Annotated in this window: 15 protein-coding genes, 2 tRNA genes and 2 riboswitches; of the genes, 8 read left to right on the top strand and 9 right to left on the bottom strand. The window is 46.5% G+C overall.

The window, feature by feature from the left end:
* The first annotated feature begins 38 nt into the window (after positions 1-38).
* Positions 39-1,016, top strand: a complete 978-nt coding sequence (locus tag Q1V85_RS00250; RefSeq protein WP_300596224.1) for a hypothetical protein — start codon at positions 39-41, stop codon at positions 1,014-1,016.
* Positions 1,017-1,376: 360 nt separating this feature from the next.
* Here the strand turns inward: Q1V85_RS00250 and Q1V85_RS00245 are convergent, their stop codons facing one another.
* The 8 genes from Q1V85_RS00245 to Q1V85_RS00210 all read right to left on the bottom strand — a co-directional run bounded on the left by Q1V85_RS00245 (position 1,377) and on the right by Q1V85_RS00210 (position 10,206).
* The gene (locus tag Q1V85_RS00245) at positions 1,377-4,658 is read right to left on the bottom strand and encodes a TonB-dependent receptor (protein WP_300596222.1); all 3,282 of its coding nucleotides are present in this window, start codon (positions 4,656-4,658) and stop codon (positions 1,377-1,379) included.
* An 18-nt stretch (positions 4,659-4,676) separates the two neighbouring features.
* Entirely contained in the window at positions 4,677-4,973 is a 297-nt protein-coding gene (locus Q1V85_RS00240) for a hypothetical protein (protein ID WP_300596220.1), read from the bottom strand.
* 50 nt (positions 4,974-5,023) lie between these two features.
* Positions 5,024-5,425: a hypothetical protein gene (locus Q1V85_RS00235; RefSeq protein ID WP_300596218.1), complete on the bottom strand. Its 402-nt coding sequence runs from the start codon at positions 5,423-5,425 to the stop codon at positions 5,024-5,026.
* A gap of 511 nt (positions 5,426-5,936) precedes the next feature.
* Positions 5,937-6,533, bottom strand: coding sequence for an Ig-like domain-containing protein (locus tag Q1V85_RS00230; RefSeq protein WP_300596216.1), 597 nt, complete (start codon positions 6,531-6,533; stop codon positions 5,937-5,939).
* A 221-nt stretch (positions 6,534-6,754) separates the two neighbouring features.
* Positions 6,755-6,826, bottom strand: a tRNA-Arg gene (locus tag Q1V85_RS00225).
* Positions 6,827-6,878: 52 nt separating this feature from the next.
* Positions 6,879-7,469, bottom strand: a complete 591-nt coding sequence (locus Q1V85_RS00220) for a MarC family protein (RefSeq protein ID WP_300596214.1) — start codon at positions 7,467-7,469, stop codon at positions 6,879-6,881.
* Between the two features lie 59 nt (positions 7,470-7,528).
* The gene (locus Q1V85_RS00215; protein WP_300596212.1) at positions 7,529-8,248 is read right to left on the bottom strand and encodes an ATP-binding protein; all 720 of its coding nucleotides are present in this window, start codon (positions 8,246-8,248) and stop codon (positions 7,529-7,531) included.
* Positions 8,249-8,337: 89 nt separating this feature from the next.
* A complete protein-coding gene (locus tag Q1V85_RS00210; protein ID WP_300596210.1) occupies positions 8,338-10,206 on the bottom strand; it encodes a TonB-dependent receptor in 1,869 nt (622 codons plus the stop codon).
* A 140-nt stretch (positions 10,207-10,346) separates the two neighbouring features.
* Positions 10,347-10,557: riboswitch (cobalamin riboswitch) on the bottom strand.
* Between the two features lie 97 nt (positions 10,558-10,654).
* Here Q1V85_RS00210 and Q1V85_RS00205 point away from each other — a divergent pair.
* The 3 genes from Q1V85_RS00205 (at position 10,655) to Q1V85_RS00195 (ending at position 14,487) form a co-directional block, all read left to right on the top strand.
* The gene (locus Q1V85_RS00205; RefSeq protein WP_300596208.1) at positions 10,655-11,179 is read left to right on the top strand and encodes a hypothetical protein; all 525 of its coding nucleotides are present in this window, start codon (positions 10,655-10,657) and stop codon (positions 11,177-11,179) included.
* A 475-nt stretch (positions 11,180-11,654) separates the two neighbouring features.
* Positions 11,655-13,088: a TolC family protein gene (locus tag Q1V85_RS00200; RefSeq protein WP_300596206.1), complete on the top strand. Its 1,434-nt coding sequence runs from the start codon at positions 11,655-11,657 to the stop codon at positions 13,086-13,088.
* Positions 13,089-13,113: 25 nt separating this feature from the next.
* Positions 13,114-14,487, top strand: a complete 1,374-nt coding sequence (locus Q1V85_RS00195; RefSeq protein ID WP_300596204.1) for an efflux RND transporter periplasmic adaptor subunit — start codon at positions 13,114-13,116, stop codon at positions 14,485-14,487.
* 144 nt (positions 14,488-14,631) lie between these two features.
* Here Q1V85_RS00195 and Q1V85_RS00190 read toward each other — a convergent pair whose 3' ends face one another.
* Positions 14,632-16,881, bottom strand: coding sequence for a TonB-dependent receptor plug domain-containing protein (locus tag Q1V85_RS00190; RefSeq protein ID WP_300596202.1), 2,250 nt, complete (start codon positions 16,879-16,881; stop codon positions 14,632-14,634).
* A gap of 77 nt (positions 16,882-16,958) precedes the next feature.
* A riboswitch (TPP riboswitch) is annotated at positions 16,959-17,069 on the bottom strand.
* 530 nt (positions 17,070-17,599) lie between these two features.
* On the opposite strand from Q1V85_RS00190, the gene Q1V85_RS00185 reads away from it, so the two are divergent.
* The 4 genes from Q1V85_RS00185 (at position 17,600) to Q1V85_RS00170 (ending at position 21,319) form a co-directional block, all read left to right on the top strand.
* The gene (locus Q1V85_RS00185) at positions 17,600-17,881 is read left to right on the top strand and encodes an RNA-binding protein (protein ID WP_300596200.1); all 282 of its coding nucleotides are present in this window, start codon (positions 17,600-17,602) and stop codon (positions 17,879-17,881) included.
* Positions 17,882-18,089: 208 nt separating this feature from the next.
* Positions 18,090-18,161, top strand: a tRNA-Met gene (locus tag Q1V85_RS00180).
* Positions 18,162-18,952: 791 nt separating this feature from the next.
* Positions 18,953-20,059: an acyltransferase gene (locus tag Q1V85_RS00175; RefSeq protein ID WP_300596198.1), complete on the top strand. Its 1,107-nt coding sequence runs from the start codon at positions 18,953-18,955 to the stop codon at positions 20,057-20,059.
* A gap of 351 nt (positions 20,060-20,410) precedes the next feature.
* On the top strand, positions 20,411-21,319 hold the full coding sequence (locus Q1V85_RS00170; RefSeq protein WP_300596196.1) for a glycoside hydrolase family 5 protein: 909 nt from the start codon (positions 20,411-20,413) through the stop codon (positions 21,317-21,319).
* Positions 21,320-21,335 lie beyond the last annotated feature (16 nt).

Raw genomic sequence — 21,335 nt, 5'->3', positions numbered from 1 at the left:
GGACAGCAATGTGCTCCTTTTTTGCTAAATGAACCATTATGAAACAAGTTGTTTTTTCAATTGTTGCGGGAAGTTTATTGGTGGTTGGTTCCTGCGCTAAAACAGGCGCCGATGTTAAAGCCGTGATTCCCGGCCCTCCGGAAACCAGCAAGGTGCCCCAAACGGAATATGACGTAACCCAGCTGGCCTATTGTGCACTGTTTGAATCCACTCCGGTAGTTACCTTGATGCAGCGGCAGGATTATAACGAACTGTCTGGTATTGCGGCCGGCATGCGAAACCCGGGCATCTTGTATATGCATAATGATAACCGGAATGCACCGGTAATTATTTCCAATGCAGCCGGAGATGATCTGGGTAAAATAATACTTGATGGAGTTACTACGGTGAATCCGGAAGATATTAGGGTAGGGCCCGGACCGGAGGCCGGGAAAACGTATATTTATTATGCAGATATCGGCGATAATAACCGTTCGAGAGCTGCTGTAACGGTTTACCGTTTTGAAGAACCCGTTTTAAGTAATCCTGCTGCGGGTACAGAAATTCATATCAGCAATATTGCAAAGATTGTGTTGAAATATCCTTCTGCTACGTATAATGCGGAAACGTTGCTGGTAGATCCTGTAACGAAAGATATTTTTATTGCAACCAAGGAAACCAATCGCAGCACGTTATACAGGGCCGCTTATCCGCAATCAGAAACCATTGTTACCACTATGGAGCCGGTTTTAACTATGCGTTTTTTTGATTCGTTTACCTCCGGTGATATCAGTGCACATGGGAAGGAGATCCTGCTGCGCAATAAATCGCAGGTATGGTATTGGCCGCGTAATGTGGCAAAGAGCGTTGCGGAAACCTTACAGACTCCGCCTCAGATGGCTCCTTATGCCGGCAACGAGCACCAGGGGGAGGGCATTGCTTTTGCATATAGTGGCAGCAGTGGATATTTTACCAATACAGAAATCAGAGATTATACAGGGGCTGTATCCAGGCTTTCATTTTATAAAAAGAAGTAACCGGTTTTTGTAGCCCTGTAAAATACGTTGTATATGGAAGATACATCAGGTAGTCGTCATGCGGAGCGTAGCCGAAGCATCCCTGTAATACCGAACTACCCGATAATTGAGCGACTCTTCCGCTCCGCTCCGCTGGGGTCAGAGTGACGAAAGTGTGGTAGGTCATGGCCCCAAGGATTTTGCTGCGTAAATTATTTACTTGTAACGAACGGATGATTACTCTTTCATCTGTAACATATCATCACTTATTGGTCACTTATTTCGGCTTCCAAAAAGCAACTGTTTTGCCTGGTCCTAGAACCACTAAAAAGCCCCAAACGATATTTTCGTTTGGGGCTTTTATAAAAATGCTTTCGGCTATTAAAAGCTATAACGCAATCCCAGCTGCATCTGCCAGCGGGAAGCGAAGAAGTCTTTGGAGTATAAACCGGTGGTGGGCTGTACCCAGTTATAATTGCTATAGTTAGCGGCTGCCGCTGCCGGTGCTTTAAAGTTTACCACGCCTATATCTGCTGTAGAGTTAAAGGTGTTGGGCGAAAAGTACTGCCATCCCCACTCTTTGTTCAGCAGGTTTGTCAGGTTCACGATATCATAGGTAAGTGTGATCGTGTGTACGGTTTTGCCACCCGTGTTCAGGTTAAAGTCCTGTGCAAAGCGAAAATCCAGCTGGTTGTTCCAGGGGGTGCGTCCTGCGTTACGCTCGGTGAATTTGCCGCGGCGGGTACTGAGGTATTTATCCCCGTCGATAAAGGCATCAAATGCCGCCACCTGCTGGGCAGCTGTTTGGGTAATATTCCCCTTGCTGTCTTTCAGGTCGGTGGTGATAAATTTAGCTGTTTCGCCTTTGTTAGGGATATACATCAATCCTACCTGCTGGCCGATGCCATTGATATTCTGGATCGCACCATAAGAGAACGGAGCTCCGGAGGCTGCACTAAAGAAGAACGTGAAATTAGAAACAAACGCATTATCCTTACCCCAGTTCAGGTGATAATTCAGCGTAGACACAATGCGGTGCCGGGTATCAAAATTGGAGTAAGCCAGCGACGGGTTGTTGGGATTTAAGGCCTGGTTCAGCTGCCAGTTGCTCTCCATGGAGTTACGGATACCATTGGTCAGGTCTTTTGCCACGCCATAGGTATAGGCCACCATTGCATTGATTCCAAACGGAAAGGATTTATTGATCTGTGCGGTGATGCTGTAGCGATACCCCTGGTTGGTGTTAGACAGCAGGTACATGCTGGTTACATTGCTGCTCAGTTTTTTATTGCCCCAGAAAGGTTGCTGCTGGTTTACATCATAGGCGCCATAATAGGCACTGTCTTTTAAATTCACCTGCTGGAACTTGAGGTCGTGGATCACCTTTGTATAGATGCCTTCAACGCTGAACTTCCATTGATCGGGTGTGGTATACTCCAGTGCCAGGCTGCTGCGCCAGGCTTTCGGCATTTTGAAGTTATTATCGATCAGGTCAATTTGTGTTTGTGCCTTGGGATCGTTGGCATCTGTAATATTATTTCCTTGTTTGGCCGCGTATGCTGCTTCGCCATTGTTGCCGCTGATCGCATCCCGGATAGGATCGCTGCCGGGTACCGGGCTTACCTTATTAAAATCTGCCGATCCAAATGTAACCCCGTTATTATAATAGGCGTAACCTAACCAGGCAAAGGGAATCCGGCTGGTAAACAACCCGGAGCCACCCCGGATAATAAAGCGCTGATCGCCGTTTACATCGTAGTTAAATCCAAAACGGGGCGATACCTGTACCTGGCCCAGGAAATCATTCTTGATATCTTTGGGTTTGGTGTAGGTATAGGTACTGCCATAGAACGGATCTTCCGGCATAGAAGACGTTTTGGGGCTCAGCGGTTGTTTGTTGGGCATGCTGGCCATATCGAAACGCAATCCCAGCGTTACTTTCAGTTTTTCTGTAGCCCGTATTTCATCCTGGCCATACAGGCTGTACATGCCTATTTTAAATTCGGCAGGAGGATTCGACCACAAATAATCCCTTGTGTTATTCGCATAACTGTAGTTGGTACGCACACGGGTTGGCAGGTTGTTGAGGAAATTATTAATATTATCATATTCCACACGGCCGTTCCAGGAGTTTACAAAACCATAGTTGATCGAGTAGAACTCATTGTGTGTACCAAAGGTAAAGGTGTTCCTTCCTTTTAAAAGGGTAATATTATCCGTGAATTCGAAGGTCTTTTGTTTCATATTGAAAATACTGGCTTCCCGGTCTGTACCCAGGAAGATCGTACCGCCGTTGTTTTTGATCTGGATCTGCGGCAGGGCCGGGTTCGACGAGGGCGTGCGGTAATCATGAATATTCGAATAACCCAATACCAGGTTGTTGGAAAGTTCATTGGAAAAGCGCGATTTTAACTCAGCCACCGTTGAACTCTGGTTGTTGGTTTGTTTAAAATCAATTCCTCCAAAGCGAAAATTCTGCTGATCCCGTTCCAGGTTGGTTGCTTCAGACCGGATGGTGTTATTGCGGACGGAGAGCTGATGTTTATCCGATATATGCCAGTCGACCCGGTTAAAGAATTTATTTGAATTGGAGTAGATGGTGTAATTATCATAGGAACCGGCATTTACGCCATAAGCAGAATCCATATGCCTGGAGATCTGCTGGGCTTGCTGAAGGGTGATCACGCCCATATCGGGAGAACCTGCTGCCAGGATCACCGGATCTTTTCTCCGGGTGATTTCCTCATTGGTAAAGAAGAACAATTTGTTTTTGATGATGGGGAAACCTAACCGTACGCCGGTTTGGTATTCATGAAAGGAAGAGGGGAGTGCGGTGCCATCCCCGGCATTGTTTTTCCCGATCAGACTTGCATTACGGCCAAAGCCATATACAGAGCCATGAAACGTATTGGTACCACTGCGGGTTACGGCATTTACGCTTCCTCCTAAAAAGTTACCGATCTTTACATCATAAGGCGCCAGGTATACCTGCACATCCTGTATAGCATCCATCGACACCGGGTTGGTACGGGTACTGCTGCCCGGCTGACCGGAGCTGTTGGTTTGTCCTCCTAAAGAGGGACTGAAACCAATGGCATCATTATTAATGGCTCCATCCAGCGTTACGTTATTGTAACGGAAGTTGGTACCCATAAAGGAGTTGTTGTTGCTTTGCGGTGTAAGTCTGGTAAGGTCCTGCAGACTCCGGCTGATTGAAGGCAGACTTTTCATCTGATTCTGACTAATCTGCAAACCGGCACCGGTTTTTAATCCACCCTTCCGGTTGCCGGTAACCACTACGTTGCTCAGGGTGCCGTTCTCTGTCTCCATTTTAAAATTCAACGTATTGTTGCCCAGCGTAAGTGATAAACCGTCGGCTTCAATGGGTTTGAATCCTACGTGGCTGATGCTGATTGTATAGGGGCCGCCGGGGTTAAGGTTGGGTATGTAAAAGATACCGTTTTTGTTGGTTTGCGTGGTGGTTTGTGAACCGGTAGCTGTATAAGCCAGTGACACGGTTACGCCCAGCATGGGAGCACCCTGCCCGTTGTAAACAGAGCCACTGACGGCTGCGGTATTTACCTGACCGTATAAACGGCCGGAACCGATAAAGGCGGTGAGTGCAACGAAGATCGATAAAAAGAGTACTTGTCGGGAAGTCATAAATGGATTTTAAAATGGTTATTTTGATAACGTATCCGATGAATGGTTTTTCAGGATCGCAACCTGTGTGTCGTTTTTTTGACGGCAGAACCGGAGTTGGGTACGGGTTCTGTGCTGCAGGAGTTGATATTGTTGAATAAGGGTACGGAGCTGATTGGTGAGTGTGTCACATTCTGTATAAATATTCTTCAGCTCCGCCAGGCTTCTTTTGAGTTCATTGGTAACGATTTCGTATCCTTCGTGCTCAAATGTTTTAATTGAAGCCTCCAGTGTTTGCATGAAGGCAGTATGCCTGGCAGGATAAATAAATGCCATGGTAATTCGTTTTACAGACTTTAAAAAGATTCATGAAGAAGGCGCCGTATCTAGAGATACCCGTCTTTCTCGAACGCATGAACAGCTATTCCTCCTTCGGGAGGAGGTGAAAGAATATCGATCGTTATAACGGGGAGATTGTGTGTGCCGGTAGCACCGGGGTGTTTTATCGCCGCGGTTCTGGCCGGGACGGGCCGGATGCCGCTGTCTGCATACTGGGCAAGATTACTCAGTTTGATCGCTTTTACTGCAATGAAATTTCTTGCGAAATCGTTATCCTCATCATCGGGTGTTTTATCAATGCCCAGTGTAATGCCGATCCATTCGGCGATGCTGTTTACATCATCCCTTTGAACGCCGGTTGCATCAAACAGGTCCCGCTCCGCCACCTGGGGAAGTAAAGCGGCATTAAGATAAACAGCCACCATCAGGAAAGATAAAATACGCTTCATCCGAACTGCAAAACTAAATTGAAAACCCCCTTCCAAAATATTATGAAATTGTTACCGATGCGTTAAGGAATTGTTTTCTGAAGGAGGAGGTCGAGGGTGCGTATAGGTGCTCATGACAGGTGGCGGATACATTATTGCACGGGCTGGAGGCTCCGGAATCTTATTGAAACTGAAGTAGCCAGGCCGTACGGTATAAAAAGATAATCAGGAAGAATTAATAAGCGAAAAATCAGGGCGCTTTTTGATGCCTTGCGTAGTTCCTGCTTTCATTTGAACAGAGACCGTTTTTGCAATTACACTGAGAAAAAAACGTACTATTGAACAAACCGAATGCTCAATTAATAAGGTGGCAAAGAATCATGCAAAGCCAAGCAACCGTCTGCGGTTCATAAACCAACTGCCCAATAGGGATGAGGCTCTCATTTCCGGAATTTTAAATATCCGAATCCCGCCTGCGGTTACATTGATTTATTGCCGGCTCCCCGGGCGATATTTTATCAAAAAAGGGTCACTAACTGGGATCAGGAACCGGGAGGATGATCACTTTACACTCCGCCTTTGCCGCGCTGTTTTTTGATTTTAGTGTAACGGTCGCCACGCCTGGTGCTATGCATTTGATATTTCCATCCTGGTCGACGGTGGCAACAGACTCAGGGGTGATGGAAAAAACCAGATCCTGCCTGTTGGCATTATCAGGATTGTATCTGTAAGTTAGATATGCGGGACTCTGACCCACTGTGAATTCGTACGTGTCTTCCACGAATTCAACTGTTTCAATATATAAATATTCAACTGTTAAATTCATTTTTACTTCAATGCCGCCCACCTTACTTTTGCCTGTAATTTGGCAGGAGCCTTCTCTTATTCCATACACTGTTTGGTCTTCAACAAATGCAATGGTCGGATCAGAAGATGTCCATACGATTGTTGTATCATAGGTATTCGCAGGTGATAGTTTATACTGAATGGTGAAACTATTGCTGGCTTTTAGCGTTGTGACAGGATTAGTAACCGTAATCGAAGCCAGGGGCTGCAGCTTATTAACCGATCGGTCTTTCCCACAAGCGTACATTCCCAATAGCAGCAATAAAAGCGTAAGATTTTTCATAATAGTTTGTTTTAGTAATTTGTAGTATTGTTTTTTTCAAGTACGGTCTTTGTTGATACGCCGGCATCCGGTAACCTCATAAGCTTTGTTCATTGCAGGACAAGCAGGCGGTTATAGCTGCTGGTTCTGCAAAAATACTGGATTTAGGGAAGAATAAGGAATAAAAGGAAACTGTAATGTCCTGTAAATGAAAAAAGCACAGCATTTACGCTGTGCTTTAGTAGCCTCGACAGGAATCGAACCTGTATCTGGAGCTTCGGAAACTCTTATACTATCCATTGTACTACGAGGCCAAACCCCTTAAGGGTCGGCAAATATAAAGAACTTTATTACAATTACATCAATTTATTGTATATGTTGAAATAAACCTGCGGCATTGGACGCAAAAATCTTGATGGCAATAGCCAGCAGGATCACGCCAAAGAATTTCCGGATGGCGATCAGGCCACTCGGACCCAGCAGTTTGGCCAGCCGGGCGAGGGATTTTAATACGATATAAATGATCAGCAGGTTCAACAGGATGGCGATAAGGATAGTGACTTCTTTGTAATTGGCCTTTAAGGACATGATTGTGGTCAGGGTTCCGGACCCCGCAATAAGGGGAAACGCCAGGGGCACCAGGGTGGAGGCTTTTACATCTCCGTCTGATTTAAAAAATTCTACGCCCAGCACCATTTCCATCCCGAGGATAAAAATGACTATGGAACCCGCTACTGCAAAGGATTTTACATCCAGCCCCAGCACATTCAGTATGGGCTCACCAAGGAAAAGGAAGAGGATCATCAAAGAACCGGCAATCAGGGTTACTTTAAACTCCCGGATGCCGCCGATCTTGTTCTTCATGGAGATCAGGATAGGAATGGATCCGATGATATCAATGATGGCGAACAGTGTAAAGGTAACGGTGAGTATGGCCTTATAATTCAATGAATCCATGCCTGTAGGTTTTCCTGCAAAGGTAAATTGTTGCCGGTATAAAATTGCAGCAGCCCCGGTTATTCATCCCTGAATTTAAGATGGCGGAAACATACCTGTTCCTGCTCATTCACCGGTGATGGAAAAAACCGGTTAAACCAGCCTTCTGCATGGTAAGGAACCGGGCTGCTGAAGACCGGACCGGCATAACAAAAGCTATGATACTCCCCGTTTTCACCACAGGGATCAGCCGGCGCCGGAAAGGAGGCGATCAGTGCCGGAGATAGCGGTTTGCCGCAATAGGTCTTATCCAGCATCGATCCGTTCACACAACAGATCACGGCCTCAAAACCGGATTGAAAAAACTGCTGCAGGTAAGTCCCGGCATCGATCTGCCATAAGGGGAAAATTGCGGTCATGCCTGCCTGCTGCAATTGTTTTTCCCGGTATTGCCGCAGGTCATCCAGGAAAAGGTCGCCAAATGCCACAAGCTGAATCCCTTCCTGTTTTACCTGTTCCAATACCTGTGCCATTGCTGCATCATAGCTTCGGCCGGCAGCATCTGAAACGTATATTTTCAGGAGGGGAATGCCGGTATGTAAGGCTTGCGCTGCAATAAGCGGTTCGGGGATCTCGTGCATGGAAGACCTCCCGTCCTGGTTAAAAACCGTTAAGAGGTACCGCACTTCATATAAACCTTCCTGTTGCAGCCGGTACAGGCTGTATGCAGCGTCCTTTCCCCCGCTCCAGTTGAGGAGCACCGGTATTTTACCGCCGGGCTGTTTTGATATTGCCGTCATTTCTGAACCGGCCTGTTCAGTTGGGCAGATACCGTTGCTTCCACAGGATGGGCATTCTTTTTTGATACGGTTGTTTCTTTTAAAACGTTTTATAACTGAAACCGGACGCCGGCATTAAAGGCCCGGCCCCATACAGCGTAGCCATAGGTTTCATAATAGTCTGCATTCAGGAGATTGGTGACTTGTGCAAAAACACGCAGCTTTTGTTTAAGAAAGCTATATTCTGCATAAAGGTCCCAAAGTGTATAGGCCTTTAATGGTACGGTTAAGGACGGGTAAGTACTAAAGTCGAGGTCATGGCGGCTTCCGTAATAATTAACGTTGGTATTTATATATAATGCCGGTACTACCTGGTATCCGATATGGGCGCCAAAGCTGTTTTTAGGACGACGGAACAGGTTGTTGTACGTTGTATCACCGTTATTACTGCTGTTTGTGGTTGTTACTTTTCCCTCAGTAAACGAATAGAACAGTTTTATGGTTAACGGGTCAACCGGCCGCAACGTAGCCTCCAGCTCAAGGCCGTGGTCTTTCTGACGATTATAATTGGTATACTGGTTATTTACATAGGCAATGATGTTTTTTGTGTTCCGCATAAAGCCGGTAATACGGGCATCTGCTTTTTTATCGGTTGTTGTAAATTGAACACCTGTTTCAAGCGTTTGAGATTCCTCCGGTTTGAGGTTGGGATTGGCACCATACAGACCAAACAATTCCGACAGCGCCGGTGCCCGGAATGCGGTTCCGAAATTGACAAATAGTTTTAACTGATCGTTAATAAGGTAGGAGGGGTTCAGCGTGTACGTAAAATTATTGCCGTATTTGGAATGATTGGTCAGTCTTCCGCCTGCTTCAAAATTAAAGCCGCCCAGGTTCCGCAGGAATAACGAAAGGTAAGGGCTGATGATCTTACTGGAAGTATCTGGTGTGGTTGCATTAGGTTGTTTCATAGAAACTTCATCGAACCGTAGCCCCATCAGGGTCTGGAAATAGGGATGAAGGTCATACCGGGCAAATACTTCCGCCGTCTTTTTGCTGCCATTGAATGCTTTTATAAACCCATCAGGGTAGCTCCGGCTCACTTCGTCGTAGGAGAACAATCCTGTAAGGCTTCCTTTGCTGAAGTTGTAGCTGGCCTGGCTTCCTGCCGTCATCAGGCTGGCGCGGAACCGGTCTTCCCCGGGTTTGAAAGCTTCCGGAGAATAGCTGCCGGTAAAAAAGGCATACCGGAAAAAAGGCTTTATATGTATGGTATTGGTCACGGCTCCGTCAAGGTCGGCGCTGATGGCGTTTTGCAGCATCCCGTTACTGGGAAAATGTTGTGTGCCCAGGGTGTCTTTTGCTTCTGAAATACCACGGGTTTCATTGTGTACAAAAGAGATGTTATAAGAGGAGCCTCCGAAACTTCCATTCAGCCCCGCATGGGCTCTTAGGGTGTGCTGCGTTCCATATGAAAAACCTCCGTATAAACGGGCGGGAGTGTCACCACCTTTCCGGGTGATGATATTGATAACCCCAGCAACGGCATCCGATCCGTATAAGGTGCTTTGAGCACCTTTCAGTATCTCGATACGTTCGATCTGATCAACCGGTAACATCCTCAGGTCAAATGCGCCTCCCACTCCTGTAGGATCTACTACCGGAACGCCGTTGATAAGAATGGCCGTATAATTGTAATTCGCCCCGCGGATATAGACACTTTTATCCTTGCCGGGGTTACTGCCGGCGCCGTTGATAACGATGCCGGCCTGTTCGTTCAGTAATTGCGGAAGATCTTTGCCCCCCGCTTTTTCGAGGTCTTCTTTAGTAATAATGATAACTACTTTCCCCGTTTCGCTGATCTTTTTGGGAAACCGGGTTGCGGTAACGGTTACATTGTCTAAGGACGTGGAATCTTCCTGTGCTGCTAACCAATGGCTGCAAAGCACAGCAGCCATCATTAAAATCGTTTGTTTCATCTTTAATGATCTTAAATGACCGCTTCCGGTGGAAATAAAATAGCAGAGGATTGTTCAAACGGGGACATACAGATTGCCCGCGAAACACCGCTCATATTATACTTTTCTCCCGAAAGCTGAATATTGTTATTTTCCGCCTTGCAGCGGAACAGGGGCCTGGCAGGTCTTCTGGCTTGGGTATACTTTAAAACCTTCCCACAGCGCAAAGCGCCGCAGTGGTACCTTTTAAAGCGTTCTTTACAATCCTTCCGGGTATAAAGAAACCCTTACAGCTACGGGGATAGCGCCGGAATTGCACCGGACTTCCCTTTTCATTCCCGCGTTCGGGAAACCAGATCCGGTGCAAAAGTAAGGTTACCGGTTTGATGTGCATTATTTTTTTTAGTAATTTGGTGATACGGAGCTGGCCCCGGGGCCTGGTTTCAGAAATCTTGTAAGAATACACCATATGAATGACGATGATTTTTTTGAAGAAGCAAGCGAAGCGAGAAAGCCTTTTTACCGGCTGCAGCAACAGCTGGCTAAGAAGGCCCGGGAGCTCCTTAACCTGGTCATGAGCCTTGAAGCCAGTTTTGAAATTGAGGAGCCGGAGCGGCATCATCCTGTATACCGGATGATGGAACATATTTCAGTTGCCAGTGCCAAACTGGGCGGAGCTAAAGTATTGTACGATGTATATCATGCTTTGATGGAGAACGCTGTACTGGTGAAAGTGAACATGACGGAGCTAAAGGCGCAATTGTTTGCCGCCCGGGAATTTTACAAAGGCGATAAGGAATACCTGGATGTGATCAAAGACGAAGTGGAAGCCTTTCGGCTGCTCTTTATACAATGGGTAAAAACCTTTGATAAGCACAGCGATTACCCGGATGACTGGCATTTGTTTAATAACCCGGAAGACTTTCCGCCGGACGATACGGAAACCGATTTTGATCCCCGCGATTTTTTACCCGGGCCGGATGAGGATGCGTAGCCTTTCTAGTTATCAGTTTTCAGTAATCAGCAATCAGCGGCGAATGTCTTGTTTTAGGGAGGCGTTTTGTCGTTGGTTTTGAAATTAGCCCTTTGTTTCTTTGTCTTTTGATTTTGAGATTTGACCTATTAGAATTTAGTATTTAATATTTGGAATTTAGGCGTTAGCTATCAGCCGTTAGCTATCAGCGGTGAATGTCTTGCTTTAGGGAGGCATTTTGTCGTTGGCTCTTGGAATTTGCTCTTTGTTTCTTTGTCTTTTGATTTTGAGATTTGACCTATTAGAATTTAGTATTTAATATTTGGAATTTAAGCGTTAGCTATCAGCCGTTAGCTATCGGCGATGAATGTCTTGCTTTAGGGAGGCGTTTTGTCGTTGGCTCTTGGAATTTGCTCTTTGTTTCTTTGTCTTTTGATTTTTCTGATTTGGGCCATCAGAATTTAAGCCATCAGCCTTTTTCGTCTATTTTTGTGAAATGAAGAATACATTTCTGTCATTAACCGCTTTGGGAATAACCATCACCGCCGGCGCCCAGCAAAAATGGAGCCTGGAACAGTGTGTGGAATATGCCGTTGAAAACAATATATCGGTAAAACAGGCCGATGTGCAGGCCCGTATGGACCGGCTGACGCTGGATCAGAGTAAGGCTGCATTGTATCCCACTGCCAATTCGCAGCACAGTGCGGGGTACCAGTTCGGGCGCTCCATCGATCCTACTTCCAACCAGTTTACCACCAACGAGATCCTTTTTGCCAATCACTCGCTGAATGTAAATGCTGATTTGTTCAACTGGTTCCGGAAGCGGAATACGGTAGCGGCAAATGGCTTTTCTTATGAGGCAAGCATGGCAAAATTTGATAAGGCCCGGAACGATGTGGCGCTGAACGTGGCCAACGCGTACCTGGCAGCCTTATTATCGCATGAGCAGATCAATGTGGCATTGGTACAACAGCAGCAAAGCAAGGAGCAACGCGATAATGTAAATAAACAGGTGCTGGCCGGGGCATTGCCGGAGCTGAACCTTGCGGAGATGGAAACACAGCTGGCCAACGACAGCGCTACCCTGATTGGCGCGCGGGCCGATTACCGCTTGCGGTTGCTGCAATTGCAGGCCCTGCTAAACCTGGATGCGGCAACAGCTTTTGAAGTACAGTCGCCACCCGTGGATAGTATTCCTGTAGAACCCCTGGCTGAGCTGGATCCGGCACTGGTATTTAATTCGGCATTGGTAAACCTGCCCCAGCAAAAGATCAATGAACTCAACGTAAAAGCCGCTGAAAAAAATGTACTGGTGGCAAAGGCGGGAATGTATCCCTCCTTCGGATTGTTTGGCGGATTGGATACCCGGTATTCCAATGCACAGAAGCTGCTGCCGGCGCATTACCAGAGTGGTGTGGTGCCCATTGGGTTTGTAGATGTGAATGGAACCAATTATGTCGTGAATAGCCTGCAGAATATTCCCACGGGGTTTAATAAAAATTCCTATTTCCGGCAGCTGAGCAACAACTTCAGTCAGAACCTGGGTATCGGTCTGAGTATCCCGATCTTTAACGGAAACCAGGCCCGCACCAACTGGAAAAAGGCAAAACTAAATGTAGAATCGCAGCAGCTGTTCCAGGAGCAGGACGCTCAAACATTGAAGCAGGATATTTACCAGGCGCATACCAATGCGGTTGCGGCCATTGAAAAATATAATGCTTCCCGGATCGCGGTAGCTTCTGCACAAAAAGCCTATGATTTTGCCCGCAAGCGTTTTGATGTGGGGTTGCTGAAGCCGATTGACCTGATCACGAATCAGAATAACTTATTCAAGGCGAAAATAAATATGCTTTCAGCGCAATATGATTATGTATTCAAGCTGAAACTCCTGGAATTTTATAAAGGGCATGGTATTAAACTACATCATTAACAGAGGTGCCATTTAAATTTTGATCATGAAAAAGAAATGGAAACGCATTTTATGGATCATAGCCGGTTTGATCGTATTGCTGGTGCTGTATTCGGTTTTTTCCAATAAAGATAAAAACCTGGTAAAAGTTACTGCGGAAAAAGCGGCGATCCGCTCCATTACCGAAACCGTAACCGCCAGCGGACAGATCTACCCGGAATATGAGGTGAAGATCAGTCCCGATGTAAGCGGTGAAATCACCGAGCTCAATGTGCAGGAAGGTGACAGTGTGCGGAAGGGACAGGTGCTGGCAAGGGTATATGCCGATAACTATGCCCTGGACCGGGATGAGGCTTCGGCCCGTGTAGGGCAATCGCAGGCTAATGTGGCAAACAGCCAGGCGGCACTCGGCGTTCAGAAAGCTACCCTTGAGCGGGCGCAGCAGGCCTATAACCGCAATAAGCGGCTTTATGATGACCGGGTGATCTCAAAGGCCGAGTTTGAACAATACGAAACCGACCTGGCTTCAGCAAAGGCCAATTATAATGCCAGCCTGCAGAATATCCGCAGCCTGCAGGCCGGCGTACGTTCTTCGCAAACGGGATTGGTAGCAGCGAATAAAGTATTGGGCAGGGCCACCATCTTTTCTCCTATCAGCGGTATCATTTCTTCGTTGAAGGTTGAAAAAGGAGAGCGGGTAGTAGGTACTGCACAAATGGCTGGTACCGAAATGATGACGGTGGCCGATATGAACACCATGGAAGTACGTGTGAACGTAGGCGAAAATGATATTGTAAAGGTAAGCATCGGCGATGCTGCCGATATCGAAGTAGATGCATACAGCGGGCGAAAGTTTGCGGGAATTGTTACAAAGATCGCAAGCAGTGTGAAAAGCGCTTTAACCGCGGGTGCGGCTACCAGTAACGACGTAACCAACTACGAAGTACGGATCCGGATCGATAAAAATTCATATCAGGACCTGATCGATCCCGACAAACCACGACGGTTTCCCTTCCGGCCGGGGATGAATGCCAGTGCTGAGATCAAGACGAAGCGTAAAGAGAATATTGTTACCGTCCCGATTTCATCAGTAAACGCCCGCGTAAAAGGCAGCGATAAAAGCCTGAGCGATACCCGGAAGGAACAGCAGGAGCAAAAAGGAAATGGAAACAATAACCCGGAAGCAGAACGCAGTGCCGGCGAAATGGAAGAAGTGGTATACCTGCTGATGAAGGACGGCATTGTGAAAAAAAGGATTGTAAAAACCGGGATCCAGGATATTAACTATATTGAAATTACCAGCGGACTGAAGGCAGGAGATGAGATCATCACAGGTCCATACAGCGCCGTTAGCCAAACCCTTAAAGATGATACAAAGGTAAAAGTGGTGCCAAAGGAGGAGTTGTTTAAAGCGAAGTAAGGGGGAGTGATCAGCAATCAGTTATCAGTTTTCAGCTATCAGCTATCAGCGACGAGTTATCAGTTGTTAGTGGACTAAAAACTGATAACTAATAACTGAAGACTAATGACTGAAAACTGATAACTGAAAACTGATCACTAAATGCTAAAACCCGAAACTCAAACCAATATTCCAGTTGATTCCGGCCTGGGGGAAATAATAATTTTCGGTAGTATAGGCACCGCCGGCCCGGTAACCGAATGTGTAGCCGTTATTCTCATATTTTTTATCCAGCAGGTTATTTACCATCAGGATAATTCCAATGTTTTTAAATGTTTGCGAGCTGGCCTGGTAACGCAACCGGAGATCGGTCAATGCATAAGGATTGATGCTTTTCTGTTTATCGGATGCATTATCCAGGTATTGCCGGCTTACATATTTTTCCAGGAGATCGATAAAGAAATGATGGTTGCCCGTGAACTGGTACAGGGGTTCCAGGGTAAGACTTGCTCCGGCAATCGTATTGGGCGAAAAAGAAATATCTGTATTCCGGTATGCCATAGCTACCTGTCCGCCGTTATCATAATCGTCGCCATACTGTGTAATTGCCTTGATCTTATTTTTGCTGAATGTAGCGTTTGCATTTAGTTGCAGCCATTGCAGCGGCTTTAATCCTGCGGAAAACTCAAGGCCGGCCCGGTAGCTGTCCGGCACATTGGTGCGCGCATAGGCACCTACATCATTGATCTTCCCGGTTAGGATCAGCTGATCCTTATAATGCATATAATAACCGTTAACACCAGCCTGGAAAACAGGGGTATTGTATTGATAGCCGGCTTCCAGGTCCTGCAATTGCTCAGGGCGTGGCGTTTCTGTTTCCGAAGCTTCAAAATCATCCCGGTTCGGTTCTTTATTGGCGATGGCGTAAGATGCATATACCTTACTGGAGGCCTCATTGCTGTGCGAGATAAAATAACTCAAACCGGCCTTGGGATTCAAAAAGCGATAGGTATTTCCGATCGTTGGGAGGGAGGGTGTTTTCCGGAATCCATTAATGGTATATACTACGTTCCGGTACTGTAAGTCTGCATAGGCATACAGGTTGGGAAGGAGTTGCTGCTGCAATTTTGCATAGACGTTAAAGTCGTTTTTAAAAGCGGTCAGGTGGTACCACCGGTAATCCAAGGGAACGCCGTAAGCAGCCCATTTTACAAACCCATAATGGGTGCCATCATACCGGGTATAGGCCCCTCCAAAAACAAACTGGGTGAGCGCCGTATGATAGGTGGTTGAAAAAACGGTTCCGTAATAGTAATTGTCCAGCCACAGCTGCCGTGTCAGCGGTACCTTGCGCAGGGTGTCGCCCGGTGCTTTTACATAACCGGGGAGCCCGTAATCGGAGAACGGTTCATTTTTTTTGTACTCATTATAGTATCCCTTGCCTCTTGTTAAGAACGTTCCGATATTCAGGTCCCAGTTGGGGTGTAGTTTTTGGTTCAGAAACAACTGGTAATAATCCTGCCAGTAGTTGTCTGTTTGGTCCTTATAATACACACCCTTGCTCATCTCGCCCAGTGTGTTGGTCGTGCGGCCCTGTTTTTCCAGTTCTTTCTGGTAATCTGCCGGCTGATCCTGGTCTGTAAAAACAACACCGAGCCCGTTCCATGCCTGCCCGGTCCGTTCTTTACCTGTAAGGTAATTGAATTTAATATTGGTGGCCTCATTCTTCGAGGTCCAGGAACCAATTACATGGGCCGCCAGCAGGTCGGAGAATGCCCGGTCGATAAAACCACTGGAGCTGAGTTTCGATAACCGTACATCAAACTGAAAACCGCCTTTTAACAAACCGGTGCCCGCCTGCAGCGTATGTTTCCAGGTATTGAAGGAACCATAGGAGTTACTGAGGGATACGCCGGGTATTTTACTTTGCTCAAGATTGGCAATATTTATAGACCCGCCAAAAGCCCCGGAACCGTTGGTGGAGGAGCCTGCTCCGCGCTGGATCTGAACGGTGGTGGTGGAAGAAGCCAGGTCGGGGAGGTCTACGAAAATGGCCGCCTGCGATTCCGCGTCGTTTACGGGTATGCCGTTCATAGTTACATTGATACGCGTCATATCCGTACCCCGGATCCTTAAGGAGGAATAACCCACGCCGGCACCATCGTCGGAGTTCACTACCAGCGAAGGTATCTGGTTCAATAAATAGGGCATGTTTTGTCCCAGATTTTGTTTTTCAAGATCCTTTGATGTTACATTGGAAGTGGCAAACGGTGCTTTGCTGCTTAATCGCAGCGACCGTACCTCAACCGGCGACATCAAATAAAAACTGTCTGCTTTTGCAGCTGTTGAATCGGTTTGAGCAAAAGCGATCTGCGCCGCCCATAGCAGGCAGCCTGAAATGAATAGCCTCTTCATTTGTTTTTTTCATTTTTTTTACTCCGCATTATTTGCGGAGCGGGTTTAAAAAAAAATAATGAGAGGGAAATGCTGAAAAGAAAGGAGCCATCCTTCCCTGCGCAGGCATTACCCTGATCAGGTTTACGGGTATCATCTCAGCCATCTGCACCGCTTGCGCGAAGCATCCAGCACCCCGGGAACCAAGGCTGCGATCAACGGTTATCAGATAGTGCGGAACAAACCAGGAAAGCCCGGAAAATGAAGGCTTTTCCTTACGGCGACCGGGGTCGCTTTGGGCTGGTCCGCATTATTAATAAGCATTATAAATGCAGCCTCTATGAAAATCTCATTGAACCGGCAGGTATGCCGATCCGTTCTTGTTTGAAAGAACGGCGCAAAACTATTGAAATTTAATGATAAAACAATTTGTTAAAAAGAAAACAGGCCTTCCGGAGGCTGGTACGGGGGTACAGGCGACGGAACGGCCTTATCTGCAGCGCCCTGTTAATGCGGGTGCAGGTGGAAAAAGGCAGGGGTTTCAGCGAAAATTTGAAACGGAGCGCTACAAAATATGCTGTTTGTAAGCGTAACTGCTTACCTTTGCGCGGTTCGTTTGAAGGGAATACATTTTGTAATGTTTGCTACCTGATCTGCTACGCAATCGCTGCATCTGGTTTACAGGCCTCTCACACTGTTTTTTTTCAAAGATTTTTTATTTTAAATTTTTTCATTTTTTATGAACATTTATGTTTCAAATTTAAGCTTCATCGTTCGTGATGAAGATCTCAGAGAGTTTTTTGTTGAGTATGGAGAAGTAAGCTCAGCGCGGGTTATTATGGATAAAGCTACAGGTCGTAGCCGGGGTTTTGGATTTGTGGAAATGCCGGATGATGAGGCAGCACGGAAGGCTATTAAAGAACTGGACGGTGGTACCGTAGACGGACGCGCAATTAAGGTAACAGAAGCCCGGCCGAGAGAAGAAAAGAGCAACAACCGCTCTTATGCCAATAAATGGTAAGCAGGCTTTTTTAATAAAGCATTAATTGCAGGAAGCATCCGTTGGGATGTGGCTGCACAAATAGGGAAGAATGTCAGAGCCGCAGGCACGCGGATATGACATTCTTTTTTTTTATAAGCGTTATCAGGTCCTGAATATTAAAACAATAAAAATGTGAAGATTCTTTGTAATTGTTTTGTGCATTCAGATTTTTGTCCTATATTTGCAATGCGAGGTAGAGCAGCGGTAGCTCGTCGGGCTCATAACCCGAAGGTCCCAGGTTCGATCCCTGGCTTCGCAACTAAATCAAATCCCACTTTTTAGTGGGATTTTTTATTTGGAGTTGTTTGTAGTCCTGGGTAAGGCGCAGGTGAAATACGGATCAGGTTGAATAATTAAGGGGGAAAGTCTATAGAATAAAAAATACGCTCCTTAAAGAAAACAGAAAGACGGGTACCTCCTTCGTAACAATTTTTTCTGAAAAATTAGTGCTGTTACTATTATGTAACACGGTATATGTAACATATTATTGTGTTCCCTTTATAAAAGTTACAGGCAATCCACTTTCGTATAACATGAAATGAAAACTCACTTTTCTACGAATTCCACAACTTTTTCACTTGATCCGAAATACTATGGTAGGCTTTGTTTGTGCGGGAAGTGTGGATCTGTTAAAAAATAAATGGCTTTTATTTCAGGAGTATATTTTGTTCCATCTTCCGGATGAAAGGGAACGCTCAATACTTTTATTGCGTATGCCGAAGCCGTTCCGGTAATTAAATTAAATTACTTTCGGTTAAGAACTGAGCGGTGTGGAAGTGCTCCGCTTCCGGGTGGTCTTTGTTCTATCTAAAAATGAGACGAATCGTCAGGATTTTGATACGAATTTAGCGCAGCCGGATCGATCCCTTACTTAATTTTATAGGTTCACGAAATCGTCCATTTATTAACGACAATTGAATGCACATATGAAAATTAAAGACGACTGGGTTTATTCTGTATATACCGGGACTGCTACGGCGGCTTTTGAACAGCGCCGCATCAATTTGAACCATTTTATGATTAAACTTTAACTGTTATATCCTGCAACGAATGAATAATAACAGTCTTCCTTCAAAACCACATTACCCAATACTGGATGGATTGCGTGGTGTAGCAGCCATTATCGTGGTAACCTTTCACCTGGCCGAACCATTGGGAACCGGGCACCTGGATATCCTGGTGAACCACGGTTACCTGGCCGTTGATTTTTTCTTTCTGTTGTCTGGCTTTGTCATCGGCTATGCATATGATGACCGCTGGCATAAGATGACCACCGGCACTTTCTTTAAACGCCGGATCGAACGGCTTCAGCCGATGGTAGTATTGGGGATGACCCTGGGGGCGATCGGGTTCTATTTTACCGATTCAGCGATCTGGCCGCTCATTCATACCATCCCCCTGTGGAAAATGCTGCTGGTAATGCTCATCGGTTATTCCATCCTGCCGGTGCCCTTATCGCTGGACATACGGGGTTGGGAGGAAATGCACCCGCTCAACAGCGTGGGCTGGTCATTGTTCTTTGAATACATGGCCAATATCCTGTACGCCATCGGTATCCGGAAGTTTTCAAATAAAGCGTTGGGTGTTTTGGTATTTATTGCGGCTATTGCGCTCGCACATCTGGCCATAACCAATGGAGATGTCAGCGGTGGCTGGACGTTAAACACGGAGCAGGTTCGCGTGGGTATTACCCGCACGATGTATCCTTTCTTTGCCGGGCTGCTGCTTTCGCGGATCGCAAAACCGGCCCGTATTAAGCATGCCTTCTTATGGTGCAGTCTCCTGGTGGCCCTTGTCTTATATATGCCACGCATTGGCGGTGCTGAGCATCTTTGGATGAATGGTATTTATGAATCGGTATGTATCATCATCGTTTTCCCGCTTATTGTTTACCTGGGCGCCAGCGGCCTGGTGCATACGCAAACGGAACGCAGGATCTGTAAATTCCTGGGAGCTATTTCTTATCCGCTTTACCTGGTGCATTATCCGCTGGTATATTTTTATGTTGCCTGGATCAGCAACCATAAAGGCGTTACCATTGCAGAGGCATGGCCCTATGCATTGTTAATCCTGGCCGGTAGTATTTTGCTGGCCTATGCCAGTTTAAAATGGTATGATGAGCCGGTGCGTAAATGGCTGCGGAAAAAGATGGGATAGGATGGGCCGGATAAAGTTTAGCGTCTATCTGCCATATTGAAGGGAAAGCAAGAAGGAAACGGTTGTCTGTTATAAACCGGATAAGACATAAAGCGGTTTATTAAACAGGGAGGAATGCAGCGTGCTTCACGTGCATTCCGGCACGGGAATATTGCAGTTCAGGGAAAGAACCGGATTTTGACCGGACTCATTTAACTTTACGGCAGGTAGTTGATATTTTATGATCGCATGTATTTAACGATGATACGTCCATTATGCAAATTTTTGGGGATGCCTGTACAAGGGGTCGCTGTTTTTCTGTACTGTATTTTTTGGTCTTCGTTGTCTTGGGGGCAGCAGGGGATAACACATTTGGCAACGCCGGTTGTTACACATGGAAGTCTGCAGGTAAAAGGGCACCAGCTGGTTGATCAGCACGGAAAACCGGTAGTGTTAAAAGGTATGAGCTTTGGATGGCATAACTGGTGGTCCCGGTTTTATAATGCTGGAGCTGTAACGGAACTGGTGCACAACTGGGGCGTTACGGTACTGCGTGCAGCAATGGGGGTTGAACCGGAAAAGGGGTATTTAAAAGATCCCGGAGAATCGGTGCGGTTGGTGCGTACTGTAATAGATGCCTGTGTGCAGGAAGGGATTTATGTAATTATCGATTGGCACAGCCATAATATCCAGGAGAAAGAGGCGGTTGCTTTTTTTGAACAGGTGGCTAAAATATATGGGCATTTGCCCAATGTGATCTATGAAATTTTTAATGAGCCGGATAAAGAAACCTGGCCGGAGGTAAAAGCGTATTCAGAAGCGGTGATCCGGGGCATCCGCAAATACGATCCGGATAATATCATCCTGGTAGGATCGCCTCATTGGGATCAGGACCTGCACCTGGTGGCAGCCGATCCGATAAAATCCTTTTCGAACCTGATGTACAGCCTGCATTTTTATGCAGCCACGCATAAGCAGGCACTCCGGAACCGGGCAGCGGACGCGCTGAAAGCGGGTCTGCCGGTTTTTGTTTCAGAATGTGCCGGTATGGAAGCTACGGGCGATGGTCCGATTGATGCCGGCGAGTGGGAGCAATGGATGCAGTTGCTTAGCAGCTGGAAGATCAGCTGGGTAGCCTGGTCTGTTGCCGATAAGAAAGAAACCTGTTCGGTATTGCAGCCTTCCGCAGCATCGGACGGCGGATGGCGGGAGGCCGATATCAAAGAATGGGGGCGGATCGTGCGGCAATACTTACGTAAGTCCGTTGTGAAACAACAGTAGTTGCTCTGCCATCTTG

The organism is Niabella sp. (assembly GCF_030150205.1).
Taxonomy (GTDB): domain Bacteria; phylum Bacteroidota; class Bacteroidia; order Chitinophagales; family Chitinophagaceae; genus Niabella.
This window is presented reverse-complemented; position numbering and strand designations above follow the sequence as displayed.

Excerpts from the sequence above, each read along its gene's own strand:
- Q1V85_RS00200 (WP_300596206.1), top strand. The coding sequence starts at position 11,655 with ATGAAGAATACATTTCTGTCATTAACCGCTTTGGGAATAACCATCACC.
- Q1V85_RS00175 (WP_300596198.1), top strand. The coding sequence starts at position 18,953 with ATGAATAATAACAGTCTTCCTTCAAAACCACATTACCCAATACTGGAT.
- Q1V85_RS00210 (WP_300596210.1), bottom strand. The coding sequence starts at position 10,206 with ATGAAACAAACGATTTTAATGATGGCTGCTGTGCTTTGCAGCCATTGG.
- Q1V85_RS00230 (WP_300596216.1), bottom strand. The coding sequence starts at position 6,533 with ATGAAAAATCTTACGCTTTTATTGCTGCTATTGGGAATGTACGCTTGT.
- Q1V85_RS00185 (WP_300596200.1), top strand. The coding sequence starts at position 17,600 with ATGAACATTTATGTTTCAAATTTAAGCTTCATCGTTCGTGATGAAGAT.
- Q1V85_RS00240 (WP_300596220.1), bottom strand. The coding sequence starts at position 4,973 with ATGGCATTTATTTATCCTGCCAGGCATACTGCCTTCATGCAAACACTG.
- Q1V85_RS00220 (WP_300596214.1), bottom strand. The coding sequence starts at position 7,469 with ATGGATTCATTGAATTATAAGGCCATACTCACCGTTACCTTTACACTG.
- Q1V85_RS00235 (WP_300596218.1), bottom strand. The coding sequence starts at position 5,425 with ATGAAGCGTATTTTATCTTTCCTGATGGTGGCTGTTTATCTTAATGCC.
- Q1V85_RS00250 (WP_300596224.1), top strand. The coding sequence starts at position 39 with ATGAAACAAGTTGTTTTTTCAATTGTTGCGGGAAGTTTATTGGTGGTT.
- Q1V85_RS00195 (WP_300596204.1), top strand. The coding sequence starts at position 13,114 with ATGAAAAAGAAATGGAAACGCATTTTATGGATCATAGCCGGTTTGATC.
- Q1V85_RS00215 (WP_300596212.1), bottom strand. The coding sequence starts at position 8,248 with ATGACGGCAATATCAAAACAGCCCGGCGGTAAAATACCGGTGCTCCTC.
- Q1V85_RS00190 (WP_300596202.1), bottom strand. The coding sequence starts at position 16,881 with ATGAAGAGGCTATTCATTTCAGGCTGCCTGCTATGGGCGGCGCAGATC.
- Q1V85_RS00245 (WP_300596222.1), bottom strand. The coding sequence starts at position 4,658 with ATGACTTCCCGACAAGTACTCTTTTTATCGATCTTCGTTGCACTCACC.
- Q1V85_RS00205 (WP_300596208.1), top strand. The coding sequence starts at position 10,655 with ATGAATGACGATGATTTTTTTGAAGAAGCAAGCGAAGCGAGAAAGCCT.